15 protein-coding genes are annotated in these 20,925 nt (G+C 49.5%); 7 read left to right on the forward strand and 8 right to left on the reverse strand.

Features of this window, described 5'->3' with window-relative positions; all coding sequences use genetic code 11:
- The first annotated feature begins 98 nt into the window (after window positions 1-98).
- Window positions 99-710: a hypothetical protein gene (locus tag NDA01_RS16950; protein WP_348228857.1), complete on the forward strand. Its 612-nt coding sequence runs from the start codon at window positions 99-101 to the stop codon at window positions 708-710.
- A gap of 99 nt (window positions 711-809) precedes the next feature.
- A complete protein-coding gene (locus NDA01_RS16955; protein WP_348228858.1) occupies window positions 810-2,072 on the forward strand; it encodes an HhoA/HhoB/HtrA family serine endopeptidase in 1,263 nt (420 codons plus the stop codon).
- 149 nt (window positions 2,073-2,221) lie between these two features.
- On the opposite strand, the gene NDA01_RS16960 is transcribed toward NDA01_RS16955, so the two are convergent.
- The 3 genes from NDA01_RS16960 to NDA01_RS16970 form a co-directional block, all read right to left on the reverse strand.
- The gene (locus tag NDA01_RS16960; protein WP_190437752.1) at window positions 2,222-2,365 is read right to left on the reverse strand and encodes a hypothetical protein; all 144 of its coding nucleotides are present in this window, start codon (window positions 2,363-2,365) and stop codon (window positions 2,222-2,224) included.
- A 148-nt stretch (window positions 2,366-2,513) separates the two neighbouring features.
- Window positions 2,514-3,743 carry a hypothetical protein gene (locus NDA01_RS16965; protein ID WP_348228904.1) on the reverse strand — a complete coding sequence of 410 codons (1,230 nt, stop codon included), beginning with the start codon at window positions 3,741-3,743 and terminating at the stop codon, window positions 2,514-2,516.
- A 407-nt stretch (window positions 3,744-4,150) separates the two neighbouring features.
- Window positions 4,151-6,853: an EAL domain-containing protein gene (locus NDA01_RS16970; RefSeq protein ID WP_348228859.1), complete on the reverse strand. Its 2,703-nt coding sequence runs from the start codon at window positions 6,851-6,853 to the stop codon at window positions 4,151-4,153.
- Window positions 6,854-7,466: 613 nt separating this feature from the next.
- Between NDA01_RS16970 and NDA01_RS16975 the strand changes: the two genes are divergently transcribed.
- Entirely contained in the window at window positions 7,467-11,576 is a 4,110-nt protein-coding gene (locus tag NDA01_RS16975; protein WP_348228860.1) for a CHAT domain-containing protein, read from the forward strand.
- Between the two features lie 208 nt (window positions 11,577-11,784).
- Here NDA01_RS16975 and NDA01_RS16980 read toward each other — a convergent pair whose 3' ends face one another.
- Window positions 11,785-12,150 carry a BON domain-containing protein gene (locus tag NDA01_RS16980; protein ID WP_348228861.1) on the reverse strand — a complete coding sequence of 122 codons (366 nt, stop codon included), beginning with the start codon at window positions 12,148-12,150 and terminating at the stop codon, window positions 11,785-11,787.
- A gap of 359 nt (window positions 12,151-12,509) precedes the next feature.
- On the opposite strand from NDA01_RS16980, the gene NDA01_RS16985 reads away from it, so the two are divergent.
- The 3 genes from NDA01_RS16985 (at window position 12,510) to NDA01_RS16995 (ending at window position 17,189) form a co-directional block, all read left to right on the forward strand.
- A complete protein-coding gene (locus NDA01_RS16985) occupies window positions 12,510-13,277 on the forward strand; it encodes a hypothetical protein (protein ID WP_348228862.1) in 768 nt (255 codons plus the stop codon).
- A complete protein-coding gene (locus NDA01_RS16990) occupies window positions 13,214-16,366 on the forward strand; it encodes a HEAT repeat domain-containing protein (protein ID WP_348228863.1) in 3,153 nt (1,050 codons plus the stop codon). The genes NDA01_RS16985 and NDA01_RS16990 overlap by 64 nt, the downstream gene beginning before the upstream one ends.
- 154 nt (window positions 16,367-16,520) lie before the next feature.
- A complete protein-coding gene (locus tag NDA01_RS16995) occupies window positions 16,521-17,189 on the forward strand; it encodes a class I SAM-dependent methyltransferase (RefSeq protein WP_348228864.1) in 669 nt (222 codons plus the stop codon).
- Window positions 17,190-17,218: 29 nt separating this feature from the next.
- Here the strand turns inward: NDA01_RS16995 and NDA01_RS17000 are convergent, their stop codons facing one another.
- The 3 genes from NDA01_RS17000 to NDA01_RS17010 form a co-directional block, all read right to left on the reverse strand.
- Entirely contained in the window at window positions 17,219-17,575 is a 357-nt protein-coding gene (locus tag NDA01_RS17000; RefSeq protein WP_348228865.1) for an HNH endonuclease signature motif containing protein, read from the reverse strand.
- Window positions 17,576-17,592: 17 nt separating this feature from the next.
- On the reverse strand, window positions 17,593-17,991 hold the full coding sequence (locus tag NDA01_RS17005) for a hypothetical protein (RefSeq protein WP_348228866.1): 399 nt from the start codon (window positions 17,989-17,991) through the stop codon (window positions 17,593-17,595).
- A gap of 68 nt (window positions 17,992-18,059) precedes the next feature.
- Window positions 18,060-18,467 carry a hypothetical protein gene (locus tag NDA01_RS17010; protein WP_348228867.1) on the reverse strand — a complete coding sequence of 136 codons (408 nt, stop codon included), beginning with the start codon at window positions 18,465-18,467 and terminating at the stop codon, window positions 18,060-18,062.
- 333 nt (window positions 18,468-18,800) lie between these two features.
- Between NDA01_RS17010 and NDA01_RS17015 the strand changes: the two genes are divergently transcribed.
- Window positions 18,801-19,421: an SH3 domain-containing protein gene (locus tag NDA01_RS17015; protein ID WP_348228868.1), complete on the forward strand. Its 621-nt coding sequence runs from the start codon at window positions 18,801-18,803 to the stop codon at window positions 19,419-19,421.
- An 83-nt stretch (window positions 19,422-19,504) separates the two neighbouring features.
- Here NDA01_RS17015 and NDA01_RS17020 read toward each other — a convergent pair whose 3' ends face one another.
- Window positions 19,505-20,863, reverse strand: coding sequence for a serine hydrolase (locus tag NDA01_RS17020; RefSeq protein WP_348228869.1), 1,359 nt, complete (start codon window positions 20,861-20,863; stop codon window positions 19,505-19,507).
- Window positions 20,864-20,925: the final 62 nt, after the last annotated feature.

The raw sequence follows: 20,925 nt of genomic DNA on the forward strand, positions 1-20,925 counted from the left end.
GCTGTACAACAGCTTGTAGCTCACACTAATGTAGTGCTGTAGGGCTTGTGACTGCTTCCAATTCAACGATTTGCTTTTTATGAAAACAAATTAGGTTGATGTCAACGGTTTATACCACAGAAGATTTGCTCAGGATTTTGGCAGAGGAGTACCGCGCTTGTCTCAATGGTCAGCGGCTCAACTTGGCTGCCACTGGTGTGGAAGCGAATCCAGTTGTGGCTCCATTCCTCAATACAGAAGCGATTCAAAAATTTAGTGCTTACCGAGACTTCCGGGCTGCGGTGCACCGTTACCAAATTGAGCATCAAGTCTCTGGAATTGTATGGCGACAATTAAGCGTGCAAGACCAAACCCTGGAGTTTCCAGAAGTGGCAGAGCAGCTTGTTGCGCTCCCTAATGACGTGGCAGTACTGAAGCAAGCCAAGCCCAAAATTTTAGATTTTTGGTCTCAAGTCACAGTTGGGATGGATTTTTATTTAGTGACTAATCACGGCAAAGAAAGCGATCGCATTACTGCCAGCGAGGTTCTACCGATTGCCCAACGAGCGGATTGGGTGGGCCTCAGCAAACACGAGCGCGTAGACTTCCTACAAGTCATTTTGCAGCTCGGAGCCAATCAACGGCCAGCAACTTCTTATCCGCAAGGATGGCTAGAGCTGGGCAGTGACTTTATCTGCGCCGTCAATCCAGGTCAAAATCCAATTTTTTGAACCAGGGCCATTTTTTGCACCAGGAGGGGAGCAATTCCCTTTCAGGCAAGAAGTTTAGTCACGACTGCTACAAAAAGGCTAAGTTTTAGTTGATGCTTTGTGAGCATCATTGTCGCGATCGCCAGCCAAATTTTGATGAAGATGAAACCTGCGTTGCTGAAAGTTTTGCTCAACTCCAACCCAGTCTCTAAAAGTACGCTTTCCCGTTTCCTACCGCTGGTGGGGATGAGCATGCTACTACTGGGCAGTTGCACACCAGCAAGTAGGCTTTTACCCTCGCAGCCGCGCACAGAGCAAGGAGTAGGCAACGTCAAGAATGAAACTCCTGACCGTCCGCTGACTCCCACTGCTGAAGACACCAACTTTGTTGTAGAAGTTGTGGAGCGGGTAGAACCTGCGGTCGTGCAGATCGACACAGCGCAAAGGGTAAGAAACCGAGCCCCAAGTGGCTTGAATGATCCTTTTCTACGAGAGTTTTTTGGTGGGCGGCCAGAAGCACCGAGAGAACGAGTGATTCGCGGGTCAGGTTCTGGTTTTGTCATGAGTGCTGACGGCCAAATTTTGACCAATGCTCATGTGGTTAACCAAGCGGATGTCGTGACGGTCTCTTTCCCAGGCGGGCAGAGCTATGAGGGCAAGGTGTTAGGAGCGGACCCAGTGACAGACATTGCTGTCGTCAAGATTCCGGCCACCAATCTGCCCACGGTAGAAATGGGGAGTTCTAAAAATGTCCGGCCAGGGCAGTGGGCGATCGCGATCGGCAACCCCTTAGGCTTGCAGGAAACCGTAACCTTAGGAGTCGTCAGCGCCACCGATCGCTCTGGCAGCGATATTGGAGTTTCAGACAAACGCATTGGCTTTATCCAAACCGATGCGGCAATTAATCCAGGCAATTCCGGCGGGCCGTTGCTGAATGCTCGCGGTCAAGTAATTGGTATCAACACGGCCATCATTGGCGGCGCTCAAGGCATTGGCTTTGCCATTCCGATTGATACAGCGCAACAAATCGCTCAAACTCTGATCACTCAAGGAAAAGTTCTACATCCTTACCTGGGTGTGCAACTGGTAGCCCTGACCCCAGAAGTGCGAGAGAAACTAGAGAGTCGCAACATTCAGATTCCAGCCCAGGAAGGGATTCTAATTCTGCAAGTAGGACCGAATTCGCCCGCCGATAAAGTGGGGATTCAGCCAGGAGACGTGCTCCAGCAAATTAACAACCAGCCTGTCAGCTCACCCGATGAAGTCCAGCGCTTAGTCGAGCAGAGTGGCGTGGGGCGTCCATTACCGATTCAACTTCAACGAGGCGATCGCTCCTTACAAGTCTCCGTCGTGCCCGAACCTTTACCTGCCCCAACCGAGTAAGTTCGGTGCTCAGTTGCTACAACGCGATCTCTACTTAAAACTTTGCGATCGCTCCTTCCTGGCTCTGCACCAAGAAACAGCGATCGCAAACATAAATGACAGTCAACAACTAGTAAATGACTAGCAAATAACTCGGTTGAGCCTAGAAATTAGCCTTTGGTTCTGCGAACGTGGTCGAGAATTTGTTGCTTGCGTTGGTCCGAGTTTTGCGAACTAGGCTGGGTAAATTTTCCAGTACTGCGAGCTAGATGCTCCATAATCCGTTTTTTGCGATCGTTTGAACTAGTAGCCATAACAATGGGTGAACGCTGCGGTTTCCAGAAGGTTTGCTTCTCCATTGTTAAGGATTTTTAATGATTCGTGTCAGCAGTTGGAGCTTTTCCAAGGTTTAAAGGAGCCAGACGATCCGAGCTATTCTGGTTCCTGGCCTCTGGCTCTGAATCAATAGCTCAAGTTAGCGCCATTAAAATGAGTGCTAAAAGCTACATTCAAATTTTCCAAAGCCTTGACCAGCCACTCAACTCCATCCGTGGTGTGTCTCTGGTAATGCTGGAACAAGATAGCGAATAGCTTTTCTAGATAAGATTTAGCGCCACCGCAGAACAAGACAATCTTCAGCAACAGCCCAACCGTGGAGGTCACTCCCATGTTACTCATGAGGTCGACTAAAACAAAATGCTGAACTTGGTCAGAGTTATTCACCACCAAGAAATTGAGGAGTTTACGGCAAGTGCTGACAATCAGTAAATGATTGAGCGCCTCAGTATGGTGGTCTGGCAAGATGTTTTGCAACTGGGCATACAACTGGTCGTTAAAGTAGCGCTTGCCATAGCGAGGATCGATCGCGGCAGTTAGATACTCATAAAAGTCATCTTTGAATTCGTGATAAGAATGCGCGGTACGGCTGTAAGTCGTAAACTGCTGAGCCGCATTTCGATAAGTGCCACCCGCAAACTGCTTTAAGGCCACATCCAGCTCTACATCACTTAGTAAAGTTGGGTTTTTGGCTGGTACTACAATCAGGCGATCGCCCAGGCCATCTCCAGCACGGTTCAGTTTCCCTATGCCTTGAGACTGACGAATTTGACCAATGATGTACTTGGACAAATCTAAGTCAAACTGGCGCTGCCGTTGGGCTCTCAGTTGCCGAATCACTTGCTGTTGCTCTCCCTCACTTCCAGTTGTCAGCAAGCAGTGATCATATAAATAGGGATAACGGTGAATCAGGTCTTTCAGCGGTTGATTGCCTACAGGAGTACAAGGTTCTGGCGGTCTCTGCATTACTTGTGCCAGAAGCTGTAAGGCCGCATAGAGATCGGTTTGCACAAAGCGCTGGGCTAACTCTTGCAGTCGCTTCGCAACCCGACAGTAGACTTGCTTGGGCGCAATATCAAAAAGAGCGACTAGCTCTGGAATCGCAGCCTGAGTCCGGGGTTGCCACTGCCAACGGTTAATGCAGATATAGCAACAGCGATTCAGAATAAACGGAAAACTGTGCTCGGCTATCTCGGAAGCTGCTAGCTGCTCCACCAACTTTTGCATATCTGCATCTGGATAGCCCCTGCCATAAATGAATAAGCAACGAAACCGCTCGATCAATTGGCGCGGCGTTTCTGCTTCAGCACATTCCAGCAAGTGATTGTAGAGCTTTTGCTCCTGTGGGCTAATCATGTGGTTCACTTTGGCTAGCACCTCCAAGTCCAGATAGAGGATAGAAGAGACTGGGCCGAAACATGCTTCCTGAAGTAGCTCAGCCAAGCTAACGAGATGAGGCAGATCTTAAAATAATTGTTAAAAGAAATTGTCTAATACAGGACAGTTTCTCAATCGTCTACAGCAGGAGGAAGTAATTACCAGCTTAAACATAGAATTTCTTCCTCAAAACCCCTCCGGAGATAGGCCCCGTTTTGACATCGCTCAGAGCCAGGATTGAGCGCATTTAGGCACTCTCCCCCAGACGCATCTGATCAACGAATAGTTTCATCCTCCTTAGCACTAGCAAGCATCGTGGCCACTGGATGAAACGCAACGGAATGCAGGCGATCGCACTGTTGACTAGAATCCCTCCAGTAAAGCAGCTAGTTAGTGAGGTAACGAGTGCCCCAAGGTTGAAACTGGGCGGCTAAGAGGGCGGTAGCTCCTTCAGGATCTAGGGGTTTGGAGAACAAATAGCCCTGACCATACTCGCAGTTCAAGGCTTGCAACTTAGTCCGCTGAGCAGCGGTTTCCACACCTTCGGCAATCACATCCATCCCCAAGGTATGCCCCAGCATCGTAATGGTTTGAACAATGGTGGCATCTTCGCTAGTATCACTCATCCGACTCACAAAAGAGCGGTCTACTTTGAGCGTGTCCACGGGGAATCGGTGCAAATAGCTGAGTGAAGAATAGCCTGTACCAAAATCGTCAATGCTTAGGCGTAGATTCAACGACCTGAGTTGCAGCAGTAGCCCAATGGTTGATTCCACATCCTTCATGGCTACTGTTTCGGTAATCTCCAGCTTGACGCTGTGCCCATCCAAGCCATTGGTATGCAAGATTTTTTCAATCCGAGCCGCTAAATCAGGTTGAGCGAACTGGCACCCAGAGAGATTAATGCTGATCATCAAGGGAGGATCGCTGGGAAATTGATCTTGCCAGTGACGTAACTGTTGGCAGGCTTCTTGCAAAATCCACTGTCCTAAGGCCACAATTAACCCGGTTTCTTCGGCAACGGGAATGAACGCGGCTGGAAACACCAACCCTTCCTGAGGATGTCGCCACCGAACCAGCGCTTCAAATCCAACAATTCTGCCTGTTGCAAGCGATACGATCGGTTGATAGTGCAACTGAAATTCTTGCCGCTCCAGACCACGACGCAGATCTGCTTCTAGCTGAAACCGTTGCACCACTTGTAGGTGCATCCCACTGGCAAACACTTCGTAGCCGCCTTTATCGGAAGTTTTGGCTCGGTAGAGAGCAGTGTGAGCATCCCGTAGCAGGTCCTCTGATTGATAGTTGTATTCCGCTTCGCTCAAGGCAATCCCAATGCTGACGCTGGTGAAGACGGGCTGACCGTTCAAGCGGAAAGGAGGTATCATCACCTGCTGAATCTGCTCGGCGATCGCGGTCGCTTCATGCACATCTCGCAGAGATCTGAGCAAGATGGCAAACTCATCTCCGCCTACGCGGGCCAATAGATCGTGCGATCGCAGGCAAGTTCGCACTCGTTGAGTCGCATTCACCAGTAAGCGATCGCCCATCTGATGCCCCATAGTGTCGTTTACCACCTTGAAGCGATCCAAATCTAAAAACAGAACCGCTAAGCAGGCTTCTGCTGGGGTAGGCCCAAGTTCAGAGTTAGCTTGACTGCGTTGCAAATCTCGCTGCAACTGTTTGAGAAACAGTGTACGGTTGGGCAACCCTGTGAGGGTATCGTGTCGGCTGGCGTAGAGCGCCCGATAAGTCACGATCGCGCCTCCAGTCATGACTAAAGCCAAGGCAGGTGGCACAAAAGGCACCCAACCAACTTGCGCCACAATGAAACAGCACACGCCAAAACCGCTGCCAATGGCGATCGCACTCGCCAAGCCCAAAGCTAACGGGTGCCGCAAACGCCACGCTAAAAGCCCTCCTGTCAGCGCCCAACCCCAAATCCACAGAGCCTCCCCCCACTGAGGCCAAAACCAAAACAGTGAGCGATCGCCATTGGCAGCATCGAGAATTTGGCTGACGGCTTGCGCGTGAACCATCACCCCTGGCATCTGCCGCTGTTCACTCGCCACTTTGCTATAAGGGGTGTAAATCAAATCTTTGACGCTGTTAGCAGTCGTCCCGATCAAAACAATTTTGTTTTTGACCCAACTGGGATCTAGCTGCTGCTGCAACACTTGTTGTAAAGTGACTTGCCGAGCGGGTTGGCTAGCCGAACGATAACGCAGCAAGAATTGGTAGCCACGGGCATCAATCGTTTGGTAGCCACCTGAATCTGCTTGCAACTTGGGAAAAATCGCTTTACCTAGCTGATATTCTTCTGTCTTGGTCAATTGTTCGAGTGGGTTAGAGCAAGGGCTGGGAGCTGACGCCACAGATTGTTGTTGGCTGTTCTGGCTGTTCTGGCTGCTTTGGCTCGTTGCAGTTTGAGGTGGAGCACAACTGCGCTTGAGATAATCGACAGCGAGTTGGAGCGAGAATGAGGTGAAACTAGTCTCGCTGTCATCTGCAGTAAACATCAAGCTCCGGCGCACCACTCCATCTGGATCGGTCAGGAGATCGTTAAAACCAATGCGCTCTTCTGGAACTTGAGGCGGCGCTGATACTCGCTCGCTTTTGTTGTTCCCCAGGTAGGTAATGGCAAACACATTAGATTGTTGCAACTGCTTTGCCAAAGCCTGCTGCCCCGGAGCCGTAGAGATATCGCGAAAAATGTCTAACCCGATGGTGCTGGGCTGGTGTTGCTGGAGGTTGGCTAATGCCTGCGCTATTACCTGATCGGGAAGTGGCCACTTACGGCGATCGCTAATATCTGCTTCGGTAATCGCAACGATCAACAAACGGGGATCAACGCCACGATCTGGTTGCAGCCGAATCATTTGATCGAAGGTTACGAGTTCCAGGGATTGCAACCAACCCAATTGCTTGATACTCCATAGCCCTCCAGTCACTAGCAAGCTAGCGATCGCGATTGTGGGGATTCCAGGAACAAACTGCGATCGCACTCTCGCACTGGCTTGGTTCGCCTGTTGCCACCATCGTGGTTGCCACCAGTGACTAATCACCCTTTGCTGAAAAGCTTTCCACATAGCACAGGTCTTCAAGCGAATTAAGGAACTGATTTCAATGAGGGCTGAATCGGTGCTAAGCCAAGGACTAAAGCTATTTGTGTGATTTGCTCACAACCTGCTCGAATCTAACTCAACCGACACAGCTAGGCTATGCGTGATCTCGACAGTTTCGCGGAAATGGGATGCAGCGATGATTCTGCTCCGGTTGGTAATTCCGGTTGGTAATCAGGTCTGGGTAGGCAATTAGGATATTGTAAGCACTTAGACTCAACGCTCTCTAAGGTCAATCCTGCAAGTGCAGACTGTAGGAGACGGTAACTTATTATTTCTCAGCCAAACGCGGCATTCAGGAAGTTCTATCGCAAGGAAAAAATCAATTGCAGTACCACGGTGAAATAGCGAGTATTTGTACTTTAGACTGTCTAACCTAGCGAAAACCGATTGAAATCATCAGTCTTTTAACTTTAACCACCTCTAAACTAAGAATGCTGTAATTCTCTACACTCCACGAACCATTCAGTCCTGATGGGGTAGGTTGATTCCGTATCTATATCCAGATCTAATAACCAGATCTAGTAAACTGAATCCCGACCGAAAAACGGTTCTGGCGTGTCCTAGACACTGGAGAAGTATGTTCTACCCAATTCTGCCGCCCGAACTGCCCCTGGCGGCTACTGCTGCCCCAACTGCCCAAAGTGCCCCAACTGCAAAAGCGATCGCGCTCAGTTCGGCAATGCCCTCCCAAAGTACAGCGATCGCTCTCCCGCCCGCTAGCGCTCTGGCTAACCCCAGCGCTCCCGAAACCTTTGGGCCTGAAACAATCACTAGCAGCAATACCCTGGCTAGCCCTGAGGAGACTCAACTTCTAGCGCAGGCCATTGTTCCGGCGGGAGATGGGGTAGGAACTGTCGTCACACCGAGCGGCGATCGCTACGACATTACCGGGGGACAGCGTTCTGGCGATGGCAGCAATCTCTTTCAGAGTTTTAGTCGGTTTGGGTTAAGCCCAGACCAAATTGCCAATTTTCTCGCAACTCCTGACATTCAGAATATTCTGGCGCGCGTGGTGGGAGGTGAAGCTTCTTGGATTCAAGGCTTAATTCAGGTCAGTGGCAGCAATGCCAATTTGTATCTGATCAATCCTGCTGGCATCATTTTTGGCTCCAACGCCAGTCTTAACTTGCCTGCTGCCTTTACGGCGACAAGCGCGAATGCTGTGGGTTTTGGTGACCAATGGTTCAACGCGGCGGGCAGCAACAACTATGCAACTTTAGGTGGCAGTCCTACCAGCCTGGCCTTTACGATGTCGCAACCAGGGGCGATCGCGAATAGTGGCAATTTAACGGTCGGTTCAGGTCAGCCGCTCAGCTTGATCGGGGGCACCGTGGTTAACACCGGAAACCTGACAGCGCCAGCGGGTGAAATTACCGTCGCGGCTGTCCCAGGTCAGAGTTTGGTGCAACTAAGTCAATCTGGAAGCCTACTGACCTTACAAGTTCAGCCTCCGACTAGCGCCAACTCAACCGCTTGGACATTCCCGATTCCGACGTTGCCAGAACTACTCACAGGCGGCGACGGCAGCAATGCTACCCAGATCGGTGTGAATGCCAATGGTCAAGTTAGGCTCAGCGGTTCTGGCGTTGGGCTGGATGTGGCTCCGGGAACCGCTTTGGTCGCAGGGAAGCTGGATACGACTGGGGCGGTAGGCGGCACAGTGAGAGTGTTAGGCGATCGCGTCGGTGTAATTGGCGCAACCCTGGAAGCATCGGGTACGACAAAAGGCGGCAATATCTTGGTGGGAGGCAACTACCAAGGCAAAGGCCCCCTGCCCAATGCTGCTCGCACTGACATCAGCTCTGACGCGGTTTTGAATGCCAACGCCAACCAAAACGGGGACGGCGGCCAGGTTGTAGTTTGGGCAGATGGCACGACCGGATTCTCTGGCAAAATTAATGCGCGGGGTGCAGGTACGGGTCAGGGCGGATCGGCAGAGGTTTCGGGTAAGCAAACTCTGCTGTTTCGCGGGGAAGCAGACCTCAGTGCCCCTCAGGGCCAGACAGGCACCCTGCTGCTCGACCCTATCAACATTACAGTCGTGGCGGGGGCAGGTGGCCCAGATGATGCTCAACTAGCCGATGGGCAAATATTGGCAGGAGATGGCGGCGCAGCTCCTTTCACCATTTCGGAGGCAGCATTAGAAAGCTTGGCAGGTAATACCAATGTGGTTTTGCAGGCGACCAATGATATTTTGATCAACCCGCTCTCTGATACAAATCTCAGCTTTGCGATCGGTGTGGGTGCCATTACTTTCACTGCTGATGTCGATGGCGTGGGAGGAGGTTCCTTCTCTATGCCAGCTAACAACACGATTCGGACGGGTGGGCGATCGCTGACCATTTCTGGAACTGATCTCAACCTGGGCAATATTGACACCAGCAGCACCACTACGGGAGGGGCAGTTCAGTTATCTGCAACCAACACCCTCACTGTGGGAGCAATCAATACCTCTGCTAGTGGCTTAACGACACCGACTGGGGGACCAGTTAACCTGAGCGCCATTAGTGACATTCGTTTCGACACCATCGACAGTCGTGGCATCAACCTGGGGCTAGGCGGAGGAGCCGGGGGAGATGTCGCGATCGCCACGACTAGGGGAACGGTGAGCGGGTTGGTGGTACTACCGAATGGAGCCACAATCGATGCCACTGGCTCGGCTGACAATGCTGGGGTGGCGATTCAAACGGCGGGCGGTGCCGCTAATCTTCCCTTCACTGTCAACGCCGAAACTCCACTCAATGGTCTCTTAGGAACAGTCAATGCGGGGACTGCTCCTTTAACGACAGGAAGTTTTCCAATTTTAGAGACGGGTGGTTTAGCCAGCGGCACACCCAATGGCATCAGCATCACTTCGGTGAATACGCCCCCCGCTCTCGGATCTACTCCCACTCTGCCGAACACCGCGTTTGAAACGCCGATCACCTTCACCTACGCCGATTTAGCTCCTACCTTGGCTGACGTTGACTTAGACAATATGGCGCTGGTGATTAACTCTGTTCCGGCTGGAACCTTGACCGTGAATGGAGTGCCTGTCATACCTGGGACAACCGCGCTGGCTCCCGGCGATGCGTTGGTTTATACTCCTGCTCCGGGGGCCACAGGGCCAGCCACTGCCTTTACCCTTGCGGCGAGTGATGCTGTGTCGCTCTCAACTCCTACAGCGATCGCTATCAACATTGGCAGTCCACCGCCACCGCCGCCACCACCAGAGCCGCCGGTGTCACCGCTACCACCAGTGCCACCACCGGTACCAGAACCGCCCGTGCTAGAGCCGCCGGTGTCACCACTACCACCGCCAGAGCCAGAGCCACCAGTGTCACCGCCACCACCTACTTTCCGCTCAGATCTAGCGGCCCCTCTAGAAGGTCCACCCCGACAGTTGTCTTTGGAATTAGCCAGTTTACCTTGCAACTCGTTGGATTTGGACATTTACGCTTTGGAGGAGCGGCTGAGCCAGGAATTTGAGACTTATCTCAGCAAACCTAGGCGCGGCCCCAACAACAATTTGACTGATATTTGCGAGCACCTGGATTTGGTTGAGCGAGCCACCGGAGTGAAACCCGCAATCTTGTATGCCACGTTCGTGCCAGCGGCTCTGCTACCGGGTCAAGCTTTAGCGGCTAATCCTAGTCAGCCTCAACCGCGCGACGACGATCAACTGGAGCTGATTCTGATTACGGCCAAGGGCAACCCAATCCGCCAGCGCATTCCGGGAGTATCGCGAGCGAAAGTGTTACAGATGGCGCAGCAGTTTCGCGACGACCTGACGGACCCTGCCAACCGCGATACGACGAATTATTTACCCGCCGCTCAGCAACTTTATCGCTGGCTAGTGGCTCCTTTGGGGGCAGAATTGCAAGCCAGAAAGGTGGAAAATATTGCCTTCATTATGGATGAGGGGCTGCGATCGCTGCCGATTGCGGCGTTGCATAATGGGCAGCAGTTCTTGGTGGAGCAATATAGCTTGGGCATCATGCCGAGCTTGAGCTTGACTGAAACGCTTTACCAGGGCTTGAAGCAGTCCGAAGTGCTAGCGATGGGAGCTTCCGAGTTTCAGGACCAAAAACCGTTGCCTGCGGTGCCTGTGGAGTTGTCAGCGATTCAAGCAGGCTGGGCGGGACAATCGTTCTTGAATGAAGCGTTTACGCTAAGAAATTTGGAGGCGCAGCGCCAAAAACAACCGTTTGAAATTATCCACTTGGCGACTCACGCGGAGTTTCAGCCAGGTAGCCCTAGCAACTCTTATATTCAGCTTTGGGATCGGAAACTAAGTCTGACTGATTTGCCTGAGTTGGGTTGGAATGATCCGCCTGTGCAGTTGTTGGTACTGAGTTCTTGTCGGACGGCATTGGGCGATCGCCAGGCGGAGTTAGGGTTTGCGGGGGTAGCGTACCAGGCGGGGGTGAAGTCGGTGCTGGCAAGCTTGTGGGCAGTGGATGATGAGGGGACGCTGGCGTTGATGACGGAGTTTTATCAAAAACTCAAGACTGCTCCAATTAAGACGGAAGCGTTACGTCAAGCGCAGTTGGCAATGATTCGCGGTCAGGTTCGAGTAGACCGAGGTAAGTTGGAGAGTGCTGGTGAGAGTGTAACGTTGCCACCGGAGTTGGCGGAGTTGGGCACGAAGGATCTCTCTAATCCTTACTATTGGTCGGCTTTTACGATGATTGGGAGTCCTTGGTAAGTGCCTACTATGTTCGTGTTGGACGGGCAAAGCCTATTCAACACAACCCCATCTATCTACAGTTGTGTCTCTTGACGAAAGCCAAATGCTTGGGGGCGCTTGCCCCCACCCCCCCGCTGAGGGACGGTTGCGTCCCCCAGACCCCCTCCAACCGAGATTTTTTGTGGGTGTTTCGATGTTTGTTCGTTAGTTATGAACTGTCTTTTTCTTATCCGCCGATGGTGACTTGGCTGGTGTCTACGTCTGTGGCTCCGTTGATGGTGCGAGCGATCGCGACCATTGTTTGCAGTTCTTGCTCGTTGGGGGCTGTACCTTTGAGGACGATGGTGCTGCCTGTTTGAGCGACCCAGAGGGTTTCGATGTCGCCAACGTTAGGGTTGCGATCGAAGGCTTGAGCGACTCGCTTGGCTAGGCCGCTTTGGTCATATTCGCCGTTCAATCCAATTCGTTCGGGCGGAATGGTTTCTGGGGCAGGAGCGGCAGTCTGTGTGGGTGCTGAGGTAGGAGCAGATGGAGTTGCTGCGGGTACGGCAGCGGCTTTTTCTTGGCCAAAGATGCGATCTAACCAACCCATTTTTATTTTCTCAAAACAAACCAAGTGACTCTACAGGAGTTTGAGAAGGAAATCAGGCAAATCAGGGCAAGTTAGCGATCACGCAGCCTCGATTTGTCAGATTTTGATTTGGGAATTCTGAAAAAGCTCTATCTCTTAGGAAGCTGTTTAGGATGAGCGTGACACCGATTAGCGCGGCATTGATTCAGAGTAATAGAGATGCGGCCGGGCTCAGAGCTTGGAGGTTGGAGATCAGAAATCGAAGGGTAAGGGTTAGTGAGGGCTGGAGGGCGATCGCCTGTTTTGACACCGTCTCAAGACATTTTGTTGTTGCCAGTGTCATATTGGTGGGGAACTAAATTTGCTTTGGACACCGCTACATGCTGGAAGGTTTAGCAGCCGTAGGGACAAAAGAGCTAGCTGGCTTTGTTTTTGGTCAAGTCTTGAAGCTAGGGCAAGGGGCGTTGGAAGACTACACCAAAGACTTCTTTAAAGACTGGATGGGTGAGGGCGTGATGCTAGCGGAGAGAGCCTTCGTGCAGCAGAGGGTTGGAGAAGCAGTCGGCAAATTCTTGCAGCTAATTGTAGAGGAGCTAGATTTTCGGGACGTTTCACCGATTGATATTCGGGATCATTACGAAAGAGAAATTGAGCAATTTATTCGGAATGACCAGGTAAAACCAATTTTAGGGAGAGCTTTTGAAAAGGGCTGTAAAGCAATTGATGCCGAAGCGTTAGCGGGTATTTGGCAGCAGTCTAAGTTCAAGCAGCAACCGTTTCCGGACATGCCTGATGAGTTTGATTGGAAAGGAGTTGCCGATCAATATGTGCGGGAAGTCCGAAAAATCATTAAAGCCTCGCCTGAACTAAGGGATGTTCTACAAACCGAGACATTAGAGGCAATCGAGCGGAGTAATGAAGCGATCGCTCTTAGTGCAGAGGCCATTGAACGTAACACGACTCAGTTAAGAGGTATTTCACCAGGATTTAATATCAATCGCTATCAAGAGAGTCTACAAGATTGCTACTGCTATCTCAAACTGAACACTCTGGATAGTACCGACCAACAGTATAAACTGCGGCTGTGGAGGATGTTTATTCCGCAGAACGTCCGAGAGGCTTTACCACCGTGGTACAGCGGAGACTAAGAGAAGCAAATCAGCTAGAGTCAGACTTTTCTCCTGAAGATATGGAGAAGTACAAGCAAGATTACATCCAAAAACCTGCACGTCTAGTATTGGATGTTTTATCTGAAGTGGACTGTAAGTATGCAGTAGTTTTGGGTGATCCTGGCTCAGGCAAATCAACCCTGCTGCAATACTTAGCCCTAAATTGGGCAGAAAATCCTAGTGATGAGCTACCGCTACTGGTTGAGTTGCGGGAGTATACGCAGGAGCACAACTCCATTACTAGCTTCGTAGAGTACTTCCATAAAGGCACTCGCACCTTTTGTCGGTTAGATCAACTCGACTTGGATAAGCAGTTGCGGGAAGGTCAGACTTGGGTGTTGTTTGATGGTCTGGATGAGGTCTTTGACCCTAGCATCAGAGCAAAGGTGATTACAGAGATCATTCGTTTTACGAATGAATACGCCGAAGCGCGAGTGGTAGTGACATCAAGAATTGTAGGCTATAACTCGGAGCGGTTGGGAGGCGCAGGATTTCGTCACTTTACGCTGCAAGATTTGGAACCTGAGCAAATCCAAGACTTTATCAAACGGTGGCATGACCTAGCCCTCGGTAATGATCCAGAACGAATACGCCTAGAAACTCGGCTGCAAGATGCCATTAATAATTCTGCGGCCATTGGTGAGCTAGCGGGAAACCCACTGCTACTGACGATGATGGCAATTCTAAACCGCAGGCAGGAGCTACCCAGAGATAGGGCTGAGCTTTATGATCAGGCATCGCGGGTGCTGCTCTATAACTGGGATGTAGACTACAAAAGTCTGCAACTTCCAGCGGATGCGATTGGACGAGCAGAAAAGCAGGCAATGTTGCGGCGAATTGCTTATGAAATGCAGTCTGGAGAAAAGGGGCTGGCAGGAAACCTAATTAGTGGAGAAAAGCTTCAGGAAATTATTACAGAATTTCTCAAAGCGCGAGATTTTGAAAAACCTAGAGAAAAAGCAGACTTAATTATCAAGCAGCTACGAGAACGCAATTTTATTCTCTGTTACTTAGGCGATGAATATTATGCCTTTGTCCATCGCACATTCCTTGAGTTTTTCTGCGCGTGGGAATTTGTAGATCGCTTAGAGAAACGACGCACTAACCCTCAAGAACAGCTTACTGAAGAACAACTAAAAACTGAGGTGTTTGGCCAGCATTGGGAGGATGAAACTTGGCATGAAGTACTACGCCTAATTTGTGGCATGACAGGTGAAGCAGTAGCCGCAGCATTAATTGAGTTCTTGATGGCGCAAACAGATGAATCAGACAATTTTTTGAATTTGTTGTTAGCAACTGAGTGCTTTGCAGAGGTTCGTAATCGTGCAACTGTTAGGAACACGGCGACTAAGATACTAAATGAATTAAAGGAAGTAGCAACTGAATACAACCTAGGGTCAGAAACGACTTTAAAGGTTCTTAGTACAATCGCAACTATTTGGAAGGATGATCCAGATACTTTACCTTGGCTTAAAGCCTGTATTAAAGCTAGTCGACTATTTTATATACCGAGTTCAGTAGTTCACATCGTTGCGCAAAGCTGGAAGGATGATTCAGACACTCTATCCTCTCTCAAAGCTTGGGCTCAAACTGATGATGAAGGAAGTGTACGACAAGCTGCGTTACAGGAATTGGCTAAAGGCTGGAAGGATGATCCAAATACTCTACCCATTCTCAAAGCTCGGGCTCAGATTGATGATGAAGCGAGTGTGCGGCGGGTAGCAGTGCAAGAATTGGCTAGAGGCTGGAAGGATGATTCAGACACTCTATCCTCTCTCAAAGCTTGGGCTCAAACTGATGATGAAGGAAGTGTACGACAAGCTGCGTTGCAAGAATTGGCTAGAGGCTGGAAAGATGACCCAAATACTCTACCCATTCTCAAAGCTTGTGTTCGAGACGATGATGGAGATGTCCGGCGGGTAGCAGTACAAGAATTGGCTAGAGGCTGGAAGGATGACCCAAATACCCTACCCACTCTCAAGGCTTGGGCTCAAACTGGTGAAACAAATGTGCAACAAGTTGCGTTGCAGGAATTGGCTAAAGGCTGGAAGGATGACCCAAATACTCTACCCATTCTCAAAGCTCAAGCTCAGGTCGGTGATTTCTGGACTATACGATACACAGCAACGCGGGAGCTAGCACAAGGCTGGAAAGATGACCCAGATACCCTACCCATTCTCAAAGCTTGTATTCAAAATGATAACTTCTGGTTTGCCCGACAGCTAGCAATGCGGGAGCTAGCACAAGGCTGGAAAGATGACCCAAATACCCTACCCATTCTCAAAGCCTATCTTCAAGATGATGAGTCGAATGTGCGGCGGGCAGCAGTGCAGGAATTGGCTAGAGGCTGGAAGGATGATCCAGATACCCTACCCATTCTCAAAGCTTGTGTTCAAGACGATGATGGAGATGTGCGGTGGGTAGCAATGCGGGAGCTAGCACAAGGCTGGAAGGATGATCCAGATACCCTACCCATTCTCAAAGCTTGTGTTCAAGACGATGATGGAAATGTCCGACGGACAGCACTACAAGAATTGGCTAGAGGCTGGAAGGATGATCCAGATACCCTACCCATTCTCAAAGCTTGTGTTCAAGACGATGATGGAGATGTCCGACAGGCAGCACTACAAGAATTGGCTAGAGGCTGGAAGGATGACCCAGATACCCTACCCATTCTCAAAGCTTGTGTTCAAGACGATGATGGAGATGCCCGACAGGCAGCACTACAAGAATTGGCTAGAGGCTGGAAGGATGATCCAGATACCCTACCCATTCTCAAAGCTTGTGTTCAAGACGATGATGGAGATGTCCGACGGACAGCACTACAAGAATTGGCTAAAAGTTGGAGACAAGCAGCTGGAATATATAAGCTTCTATACAATCGTGCGGTTAGCGATCCTTTTGAACGTAAGGAAGAATGGGAAGTCAATCCTCGACGAATTGCGCTAGGAGTAATAATCAGGCACTTCCATAATCAACCTGAAGTACTTGCACTACTAAAAGATCGCGCTGAGAATGATTCAGACGAACAGGTGAGAAAGTTTGCTACGAGGGTTTTGCAAAATTAGCGTTTGAGTAACGAGCTACTGACAATGTTGAGATGTTTGAGAATTCATCGCTATCTATAACCCTATTCTCCTTAGCGATCGCTATCCTTCTGGCAGTCGGTCAGTCAAGTTGTACCCAGCCAGATAAAATAAAGGCTCAGAGCAGAGACTGAGCATGAATCAAGCACTTCAGAAACAGCTAGCAAGTGATTATCAATTAGCTGAAACCACCTACGCGATCGCGGGTAAAAAACTGACCATCTTTAACGTCGCCAATAACTACGAACTCCTAGACAAAATTGACCCCGACGACTTCCAGAAAGACGAGCGGATGCCTTACTGGGCAGAAATTTGGCCTGCTTCGATCGCTTTGGCTGAATTTGTTCTTACCAAGAGTCAATTTCAGCAAGCTCATTGCTTGGAGTTAGGGTCTGGAGTGGGAGTGGTGAGTGTGGCAGGCGCGATCGCCGGAGCACAGATGCTCACCACCGACTACTTCACCGAAGCCCTAGACTTTGCCCAACTCAACGCCTCCGCTAATCAAGTCGCGATCGCTACCCAATGGCTCGACTGGCGAGACATCACCCTAACCCAACAATTCGACTACATCTTCGCCGCCGATGTGCTTTATGAGGAGCGCAATCATTTGCCCATTTTGCAGGCGATCGCTCAACTGCTAACTCCCAGCGGCACTGCCTATATCAGCGACCCCCAACGCCCGATCGCCAAGAAGTTTATTGAACTGGCAACAGAACATAATTTTCAGTTGAAAACTACCACTAATCCAGTCCCCTGGCGGGAGCTAACGTTGTCAGTAGATATTCATGCTCTGTCACAGATTTAACATCCTCGACTTCCTCTTCATACGTACATCTATGTATGTATTGCACTACCTTTAGAGATATTGCAGTCAGGGCAAGCAATTTGAAGATTTTCAATACTCAATGCTAACTCAGGATGTAAAGAAATCGGTTTTCTGTGAGCGATATGTGATCCTTTTAATTCAATAGCTTCCTTGCAGATAGCACACAGACCTTTTTGGGCCTTAAATTTCTGGCATTTCCAAGCTTTTCCCTCAACAGAGTCACGCCAACGTTCAAATTCAGCACGTGGTTCATACCAACCATCAATTCTTTCAGTAATCTTCTTGAGTGAAGCAAGAATTTTATCAGTTTTTTTAGTTGACTTAAATAAGGTTTGAACGAGTTCCGGAAGGGAAGAATCTGACATTTACATACTCCAATGACTTAGTCTGGACTTAATTCAACATATTTTCCTTTAATTGTTGCGGCAGTAGCCTTTAACTCAGCAAGGGCTTGATCCGTTTTAGCCATGCTTTGTATTAAATTTTTGGCTAGTCTGCTAATTTCTAAATCACTGGATTTGCCAAAAGGGATTGCAATGATATTTCCCAGCTGGTTTAGCAAAGCCTCTAAAACAGATTCGAGCTTTTGGCACGTAACGAGTTTAATGCGAGGACGCTGTAAGTATTCTCGGATCGAAGCTATTACACCAGTGATTTCGTAAGTATAAGTTTTACCTTGGGTAGCGACTGGTGATAAGGATTGAGTTAAAACTCGCGCTTGATAAGTGGTGGCACCATACCCTTGGAGTTGCTTCCGAGTAGTAATTTTATGGGAGTTCATAGTGGCATGCTTTTTCTTGCTTATCTAAACTAATTTAAGTACTTATATCTTGTTGCTTAAACCTTCCTTCAGCTCGCTTCCGAAGCATTAATCTGATAATCCTCATAATGTGATAGTAGAGTTTCTATCCAAGGATCTTTAAACCCAAATTTATTCGCAACATTATAGAATCTACGGATTATTTCAACGAAATTACTACGCTCTTGATTGAGGGCTTTTTCGTATTCCTTTGTTTTTTGAGAAAATTCAATTTCAATTTTTTTGATATACTTAGTCTTCTTAGTAACCTGAGCTTTTTGGGCACCTTGCAAACGCTGCCGCTCTGCTAGCTCAGAGCCAGCAAATTCTACTAGAGCTAGTAATAAAGCCTCATTATCAGCATTTTGTAGATCTACACTGACAAAAGCTCGCTCTGCGTCTTTTCCTGTCCACTTAAATTGTTTGGCAAAATCAACGGCTTGCTGCTTCGTGGGCATTTTTGTCTCAGCCTGAGCTTGTTGTATGCAGATACACTTAAGTTATCCCAGTCTTAGTAGAAAAATCTAAGGTCTTTTAGAAGCTCAGATGAACTAGCCTTGAAGAAAGACTAAAGTTTGAAGCATAGCCATCTTGCTTCAAGGCCTCTAGGGGCTGGTAGATCTTGACCAGATTGGTTCAATTAACATTTGAGCTTGTGTCTGGGCAAAATTGACTGAATGCACAGCAGCTAGATTTAGTGACAGCGATCTTATTAAGAACCCCAGCCATTCCCGAAAAAGAACTGTACGTTGCTGATTCCATAGGTGGAATACAGTTCAAACGGATAAGTTATGAAATTGAGATCGATTTCATCAATGGCGGGTGGTCTGGTATTGTCTCTATGTTTGGCTTTGCCAGCATTGGCACAAGCAGAAATGGGAACGCTGCGAGGCACCCCAGGAAGCCAAATCAACGTGCGATCGCAACCCTCTACCAGTGCGCCTGCCCCTAGTTATGGCATACCAGGCGATCGCGTCCAAATTCTGAGATCAGCTCGTGGTACAGATGGCTATGCCTGGCACTATGTAGAGTTTTCCAAATCCAAAGTTAGAGGATGGGTGCGGAATGACTTGCTGATGCTCGACAGTGGCAACGGCAATCCTGTTCAGCGAGTTTCTTTTGCGCCAGGAACTTCTGCTGCCACTGTTAACGGCAGTGTTCGAGGATATGAAACGCGAGACTATCTTTTGAATGCGCGAGCAGGCCAGCGGATGACTGTTGATCTACGCAGCAACACCACCTTTATGCAGGTTGCTGTGCTCAGCCCCCAAGGAGAAACCCTATATGTGGGGACGAACTGGACAGGGAACTTACCCAGCAATGGAGATTACTTGGTACGTGTAGGGTTGGTGCGGGCAGAGGCACGACGCGATGGCGCAGGCGGCTTTAAACTAAACATCGGTGTTCGATAAAGATCTGTGGCTTTGGTTGCTAATCTTCGTGTTAGCCGTTGAGCCTTGACTCCTAGGCGATCTAAAGTTTGGAGACAACTACCCTATTGAGGCATTCTAGGCGCTGGTAAATCTTGACCAGATTGATGCAAAGTTACCTTCTGAGCTTGACCTTGCTCATCTACCTCAAAAGTTAACTGAGCATCCACAATCCTCAAGAAAAAGTGCGTTGGAGAAGTGGGGTAAATTTTGAGTTTTCCCTGGCCAGTAAGCTGAACAAGAAGTTGGTCTGATTCTGCCGTAATCGCCAAAATCTTTTCTGGGGCTAACTGATATTCGCCCACATAACCTGCATAAATCGCCGGATCGATCGCCACTTCTTGATATACCTTAGGCAACTTATAAGGCTCTCCGAATGCGATCGCTGCTAAACCAGCACCAATCTCCGCCACTGCCGCATTACTCACGTTAGACAGCACAATCACCGTTACTTGGTCATCGGGATACCGGGAAATAATCGTGCAGAATCCATCAATGCCACCGCCATGAGTGATATGTTTACGGCCCAATTGCTCAGCCACAATCCAGCCGTATCCGTAATAAACCTTCTCCCCTGCCTCACTCACTGGCACTGTTGCGGCAAACATCTGAGCTTTGGCGCGATCGCCCAACACGGCTTCTGTATCCAATGCTTGGTCCCACTTATAGAGATCTTCCACCGTTGAATACAGTCCCCCCGCCCCGGTTGGCACTGACATGTCGATAAACTCAGCATTACCGTACCCTGTATCCGTCAAGTCATAACCAGAGGCGCGATGCGGCAATATATCCCAATCAGTGTCATACCCTGAACTCGTCATTCCCAAAGGTTCAAAAAGGTGCGATCGCACATACTCTGCATAGGGCTGCTCAGAAACCGTTTCTAAAATGTGGGTCAACAAGGTATACCCAGAGTTGCTGTAACGATGTTGATCTCCAGTTTCAAACTCCAGCGGTTTGTCCTTGAACCAAGCCACCACCTCTGCCACAGACATAGATAGACGTTTTTGGGTTGCATAGTCTGGAAAGGCAGTGTAGTTAGGGATGCCAGCCGTATGATTCAACAATTGATGAATGGTAATGCGATCGCCATTCGGATAGTCAGGAAGATAAGTAGCGATCGCTGCTTGCACATCCAGCAAACCCTGTGCTTGTAATTGCAGGATTGCGGCAGCAGTAAACTGCTTTGTAAGCGAGGCTAAGCGAAACTTGGTCTGGGTTGTGTTGGGCACGCTATGTTCCAAGTTAGCCATCCCATATCCCTGGCTAAACAGGATCTCTCCTCTTCGCCCTACCAATACCGCGCCCATAAATCGCTCGGTGGCAAAATGAGCGTCTAAGTAGGTCGCGATCGCCGACTGCAAGGCACTTATATCTGCTTGCCTCGGATCTTGCCCCGTATCTTGGCCTAGATGAGGTGCCATGTCTCCCTCTCGCGAGATCTAGCAGCAGTTCATTCCAGCGTAACAACTCACTCGCTAGGATT

It is taken from the genome of Trichocoleus desertorum AS-A10, from assembly GCF_039962155.1.
In the GTDB taxonomy this organism is placed as follows: Bacteria; Cyanobacteriota; Cyanobacteriia; order FACHB-46; family FACHB-46; genus Trichocoleus.

Bases quoted from the DNA above. Each gene is read 5' to 3' on its own strand.
- NDA01_RS16950 (WP_348228857.1), top strand. From the start codon at position 99: ATGTCAACGGTTTATACCACAGAAGATTTGCTCAGGATTTTGGCAGAG.
- NDA01_RS16960 (WP_190437752.1), bottom strand. From the start codon at position 2,365: ATGGCTACTAGTTCAAACGATCGCAAAAAACGGATTATGGAGCATCTA.
- NDA01_RS16965 (WP_348228904.1), bottom strand. From the start codon at position 3,743: ATGATTAGCCCACAGGAGCAAAAGCTCTACAATCACTTGCTGGAATGT.
- NDA01_RS16970 (WP_348228859.1), bottom strand. From the start codon at position 6,853: ATGTGGAAAGCTTTTCAGCAAAGGGTGATTAGTCACTGGTGGCAACCA.
- NDA01_RS16975 (WP_348228860.1), top strand. From the start codon at position 7,467: ATGTTCTACCCAATTCTGCCGCCCGAACTGCCCCTGGCGGCTACTGCT.
- NDA01_RS16980 (WP_348228861.1), bottom strand. From the start codon at position 12,150: ATGGGTTGGTTAGATCGCATCTTTGGCCAAGAAAAAGCCGCTGCCGTA.
- NDA01_RS16985 (WP_348228862.1), top strand. From the start codon at position 12,510: ATGCTGGAAGGTTTAGCAGCCGTAGGGACAAAAGAGCTAGCTGGCTTT.
- NDA01_RS16995 (WP_348228864.1), top strand. From the start codon at position 16,521: ATGAATCAAGCACTTCAGAAACAGCTAGCAAGTGATTATCAATTAGCT.
- NDA01_RS17000 (WP_348228865.1), bottom strand. From the start codon at position 17,575: ATGTCAGATTCTTCCCTTCCGGAACTCGTTCAAACCTTATTTAAGTCA.
- NDA01_RS17005 (WP_348228866.1), bottom strand. From the start codon at position 17,991: ATGAACTCCCATAAAATTACTACTCGGAAGCAACTCCAAGGGTATGGT.
- NDA01_RS17010 (WP_348228867.1), bottom strand. From the start codon at position 18,467: ATGCCCACGAAGCAGCAAGCCGTTGATTTTGCCAAACAATTTAAGTGG.
- NDA01_RS17015 (WP_348228868.1), top strand. From the start codon at position 18,801: ATGAAATTGAGATCGATTTCATCAATGGCGGGTGGTCTGGTATTGTCT.
- NDA01_RS17020 (WP_348228869.1), bottom strand. From the start codon at position 20,863: ATGGCACCTCATCTAGGCCAAGATACGGGGCAAGATCCGAGGCAAGCA.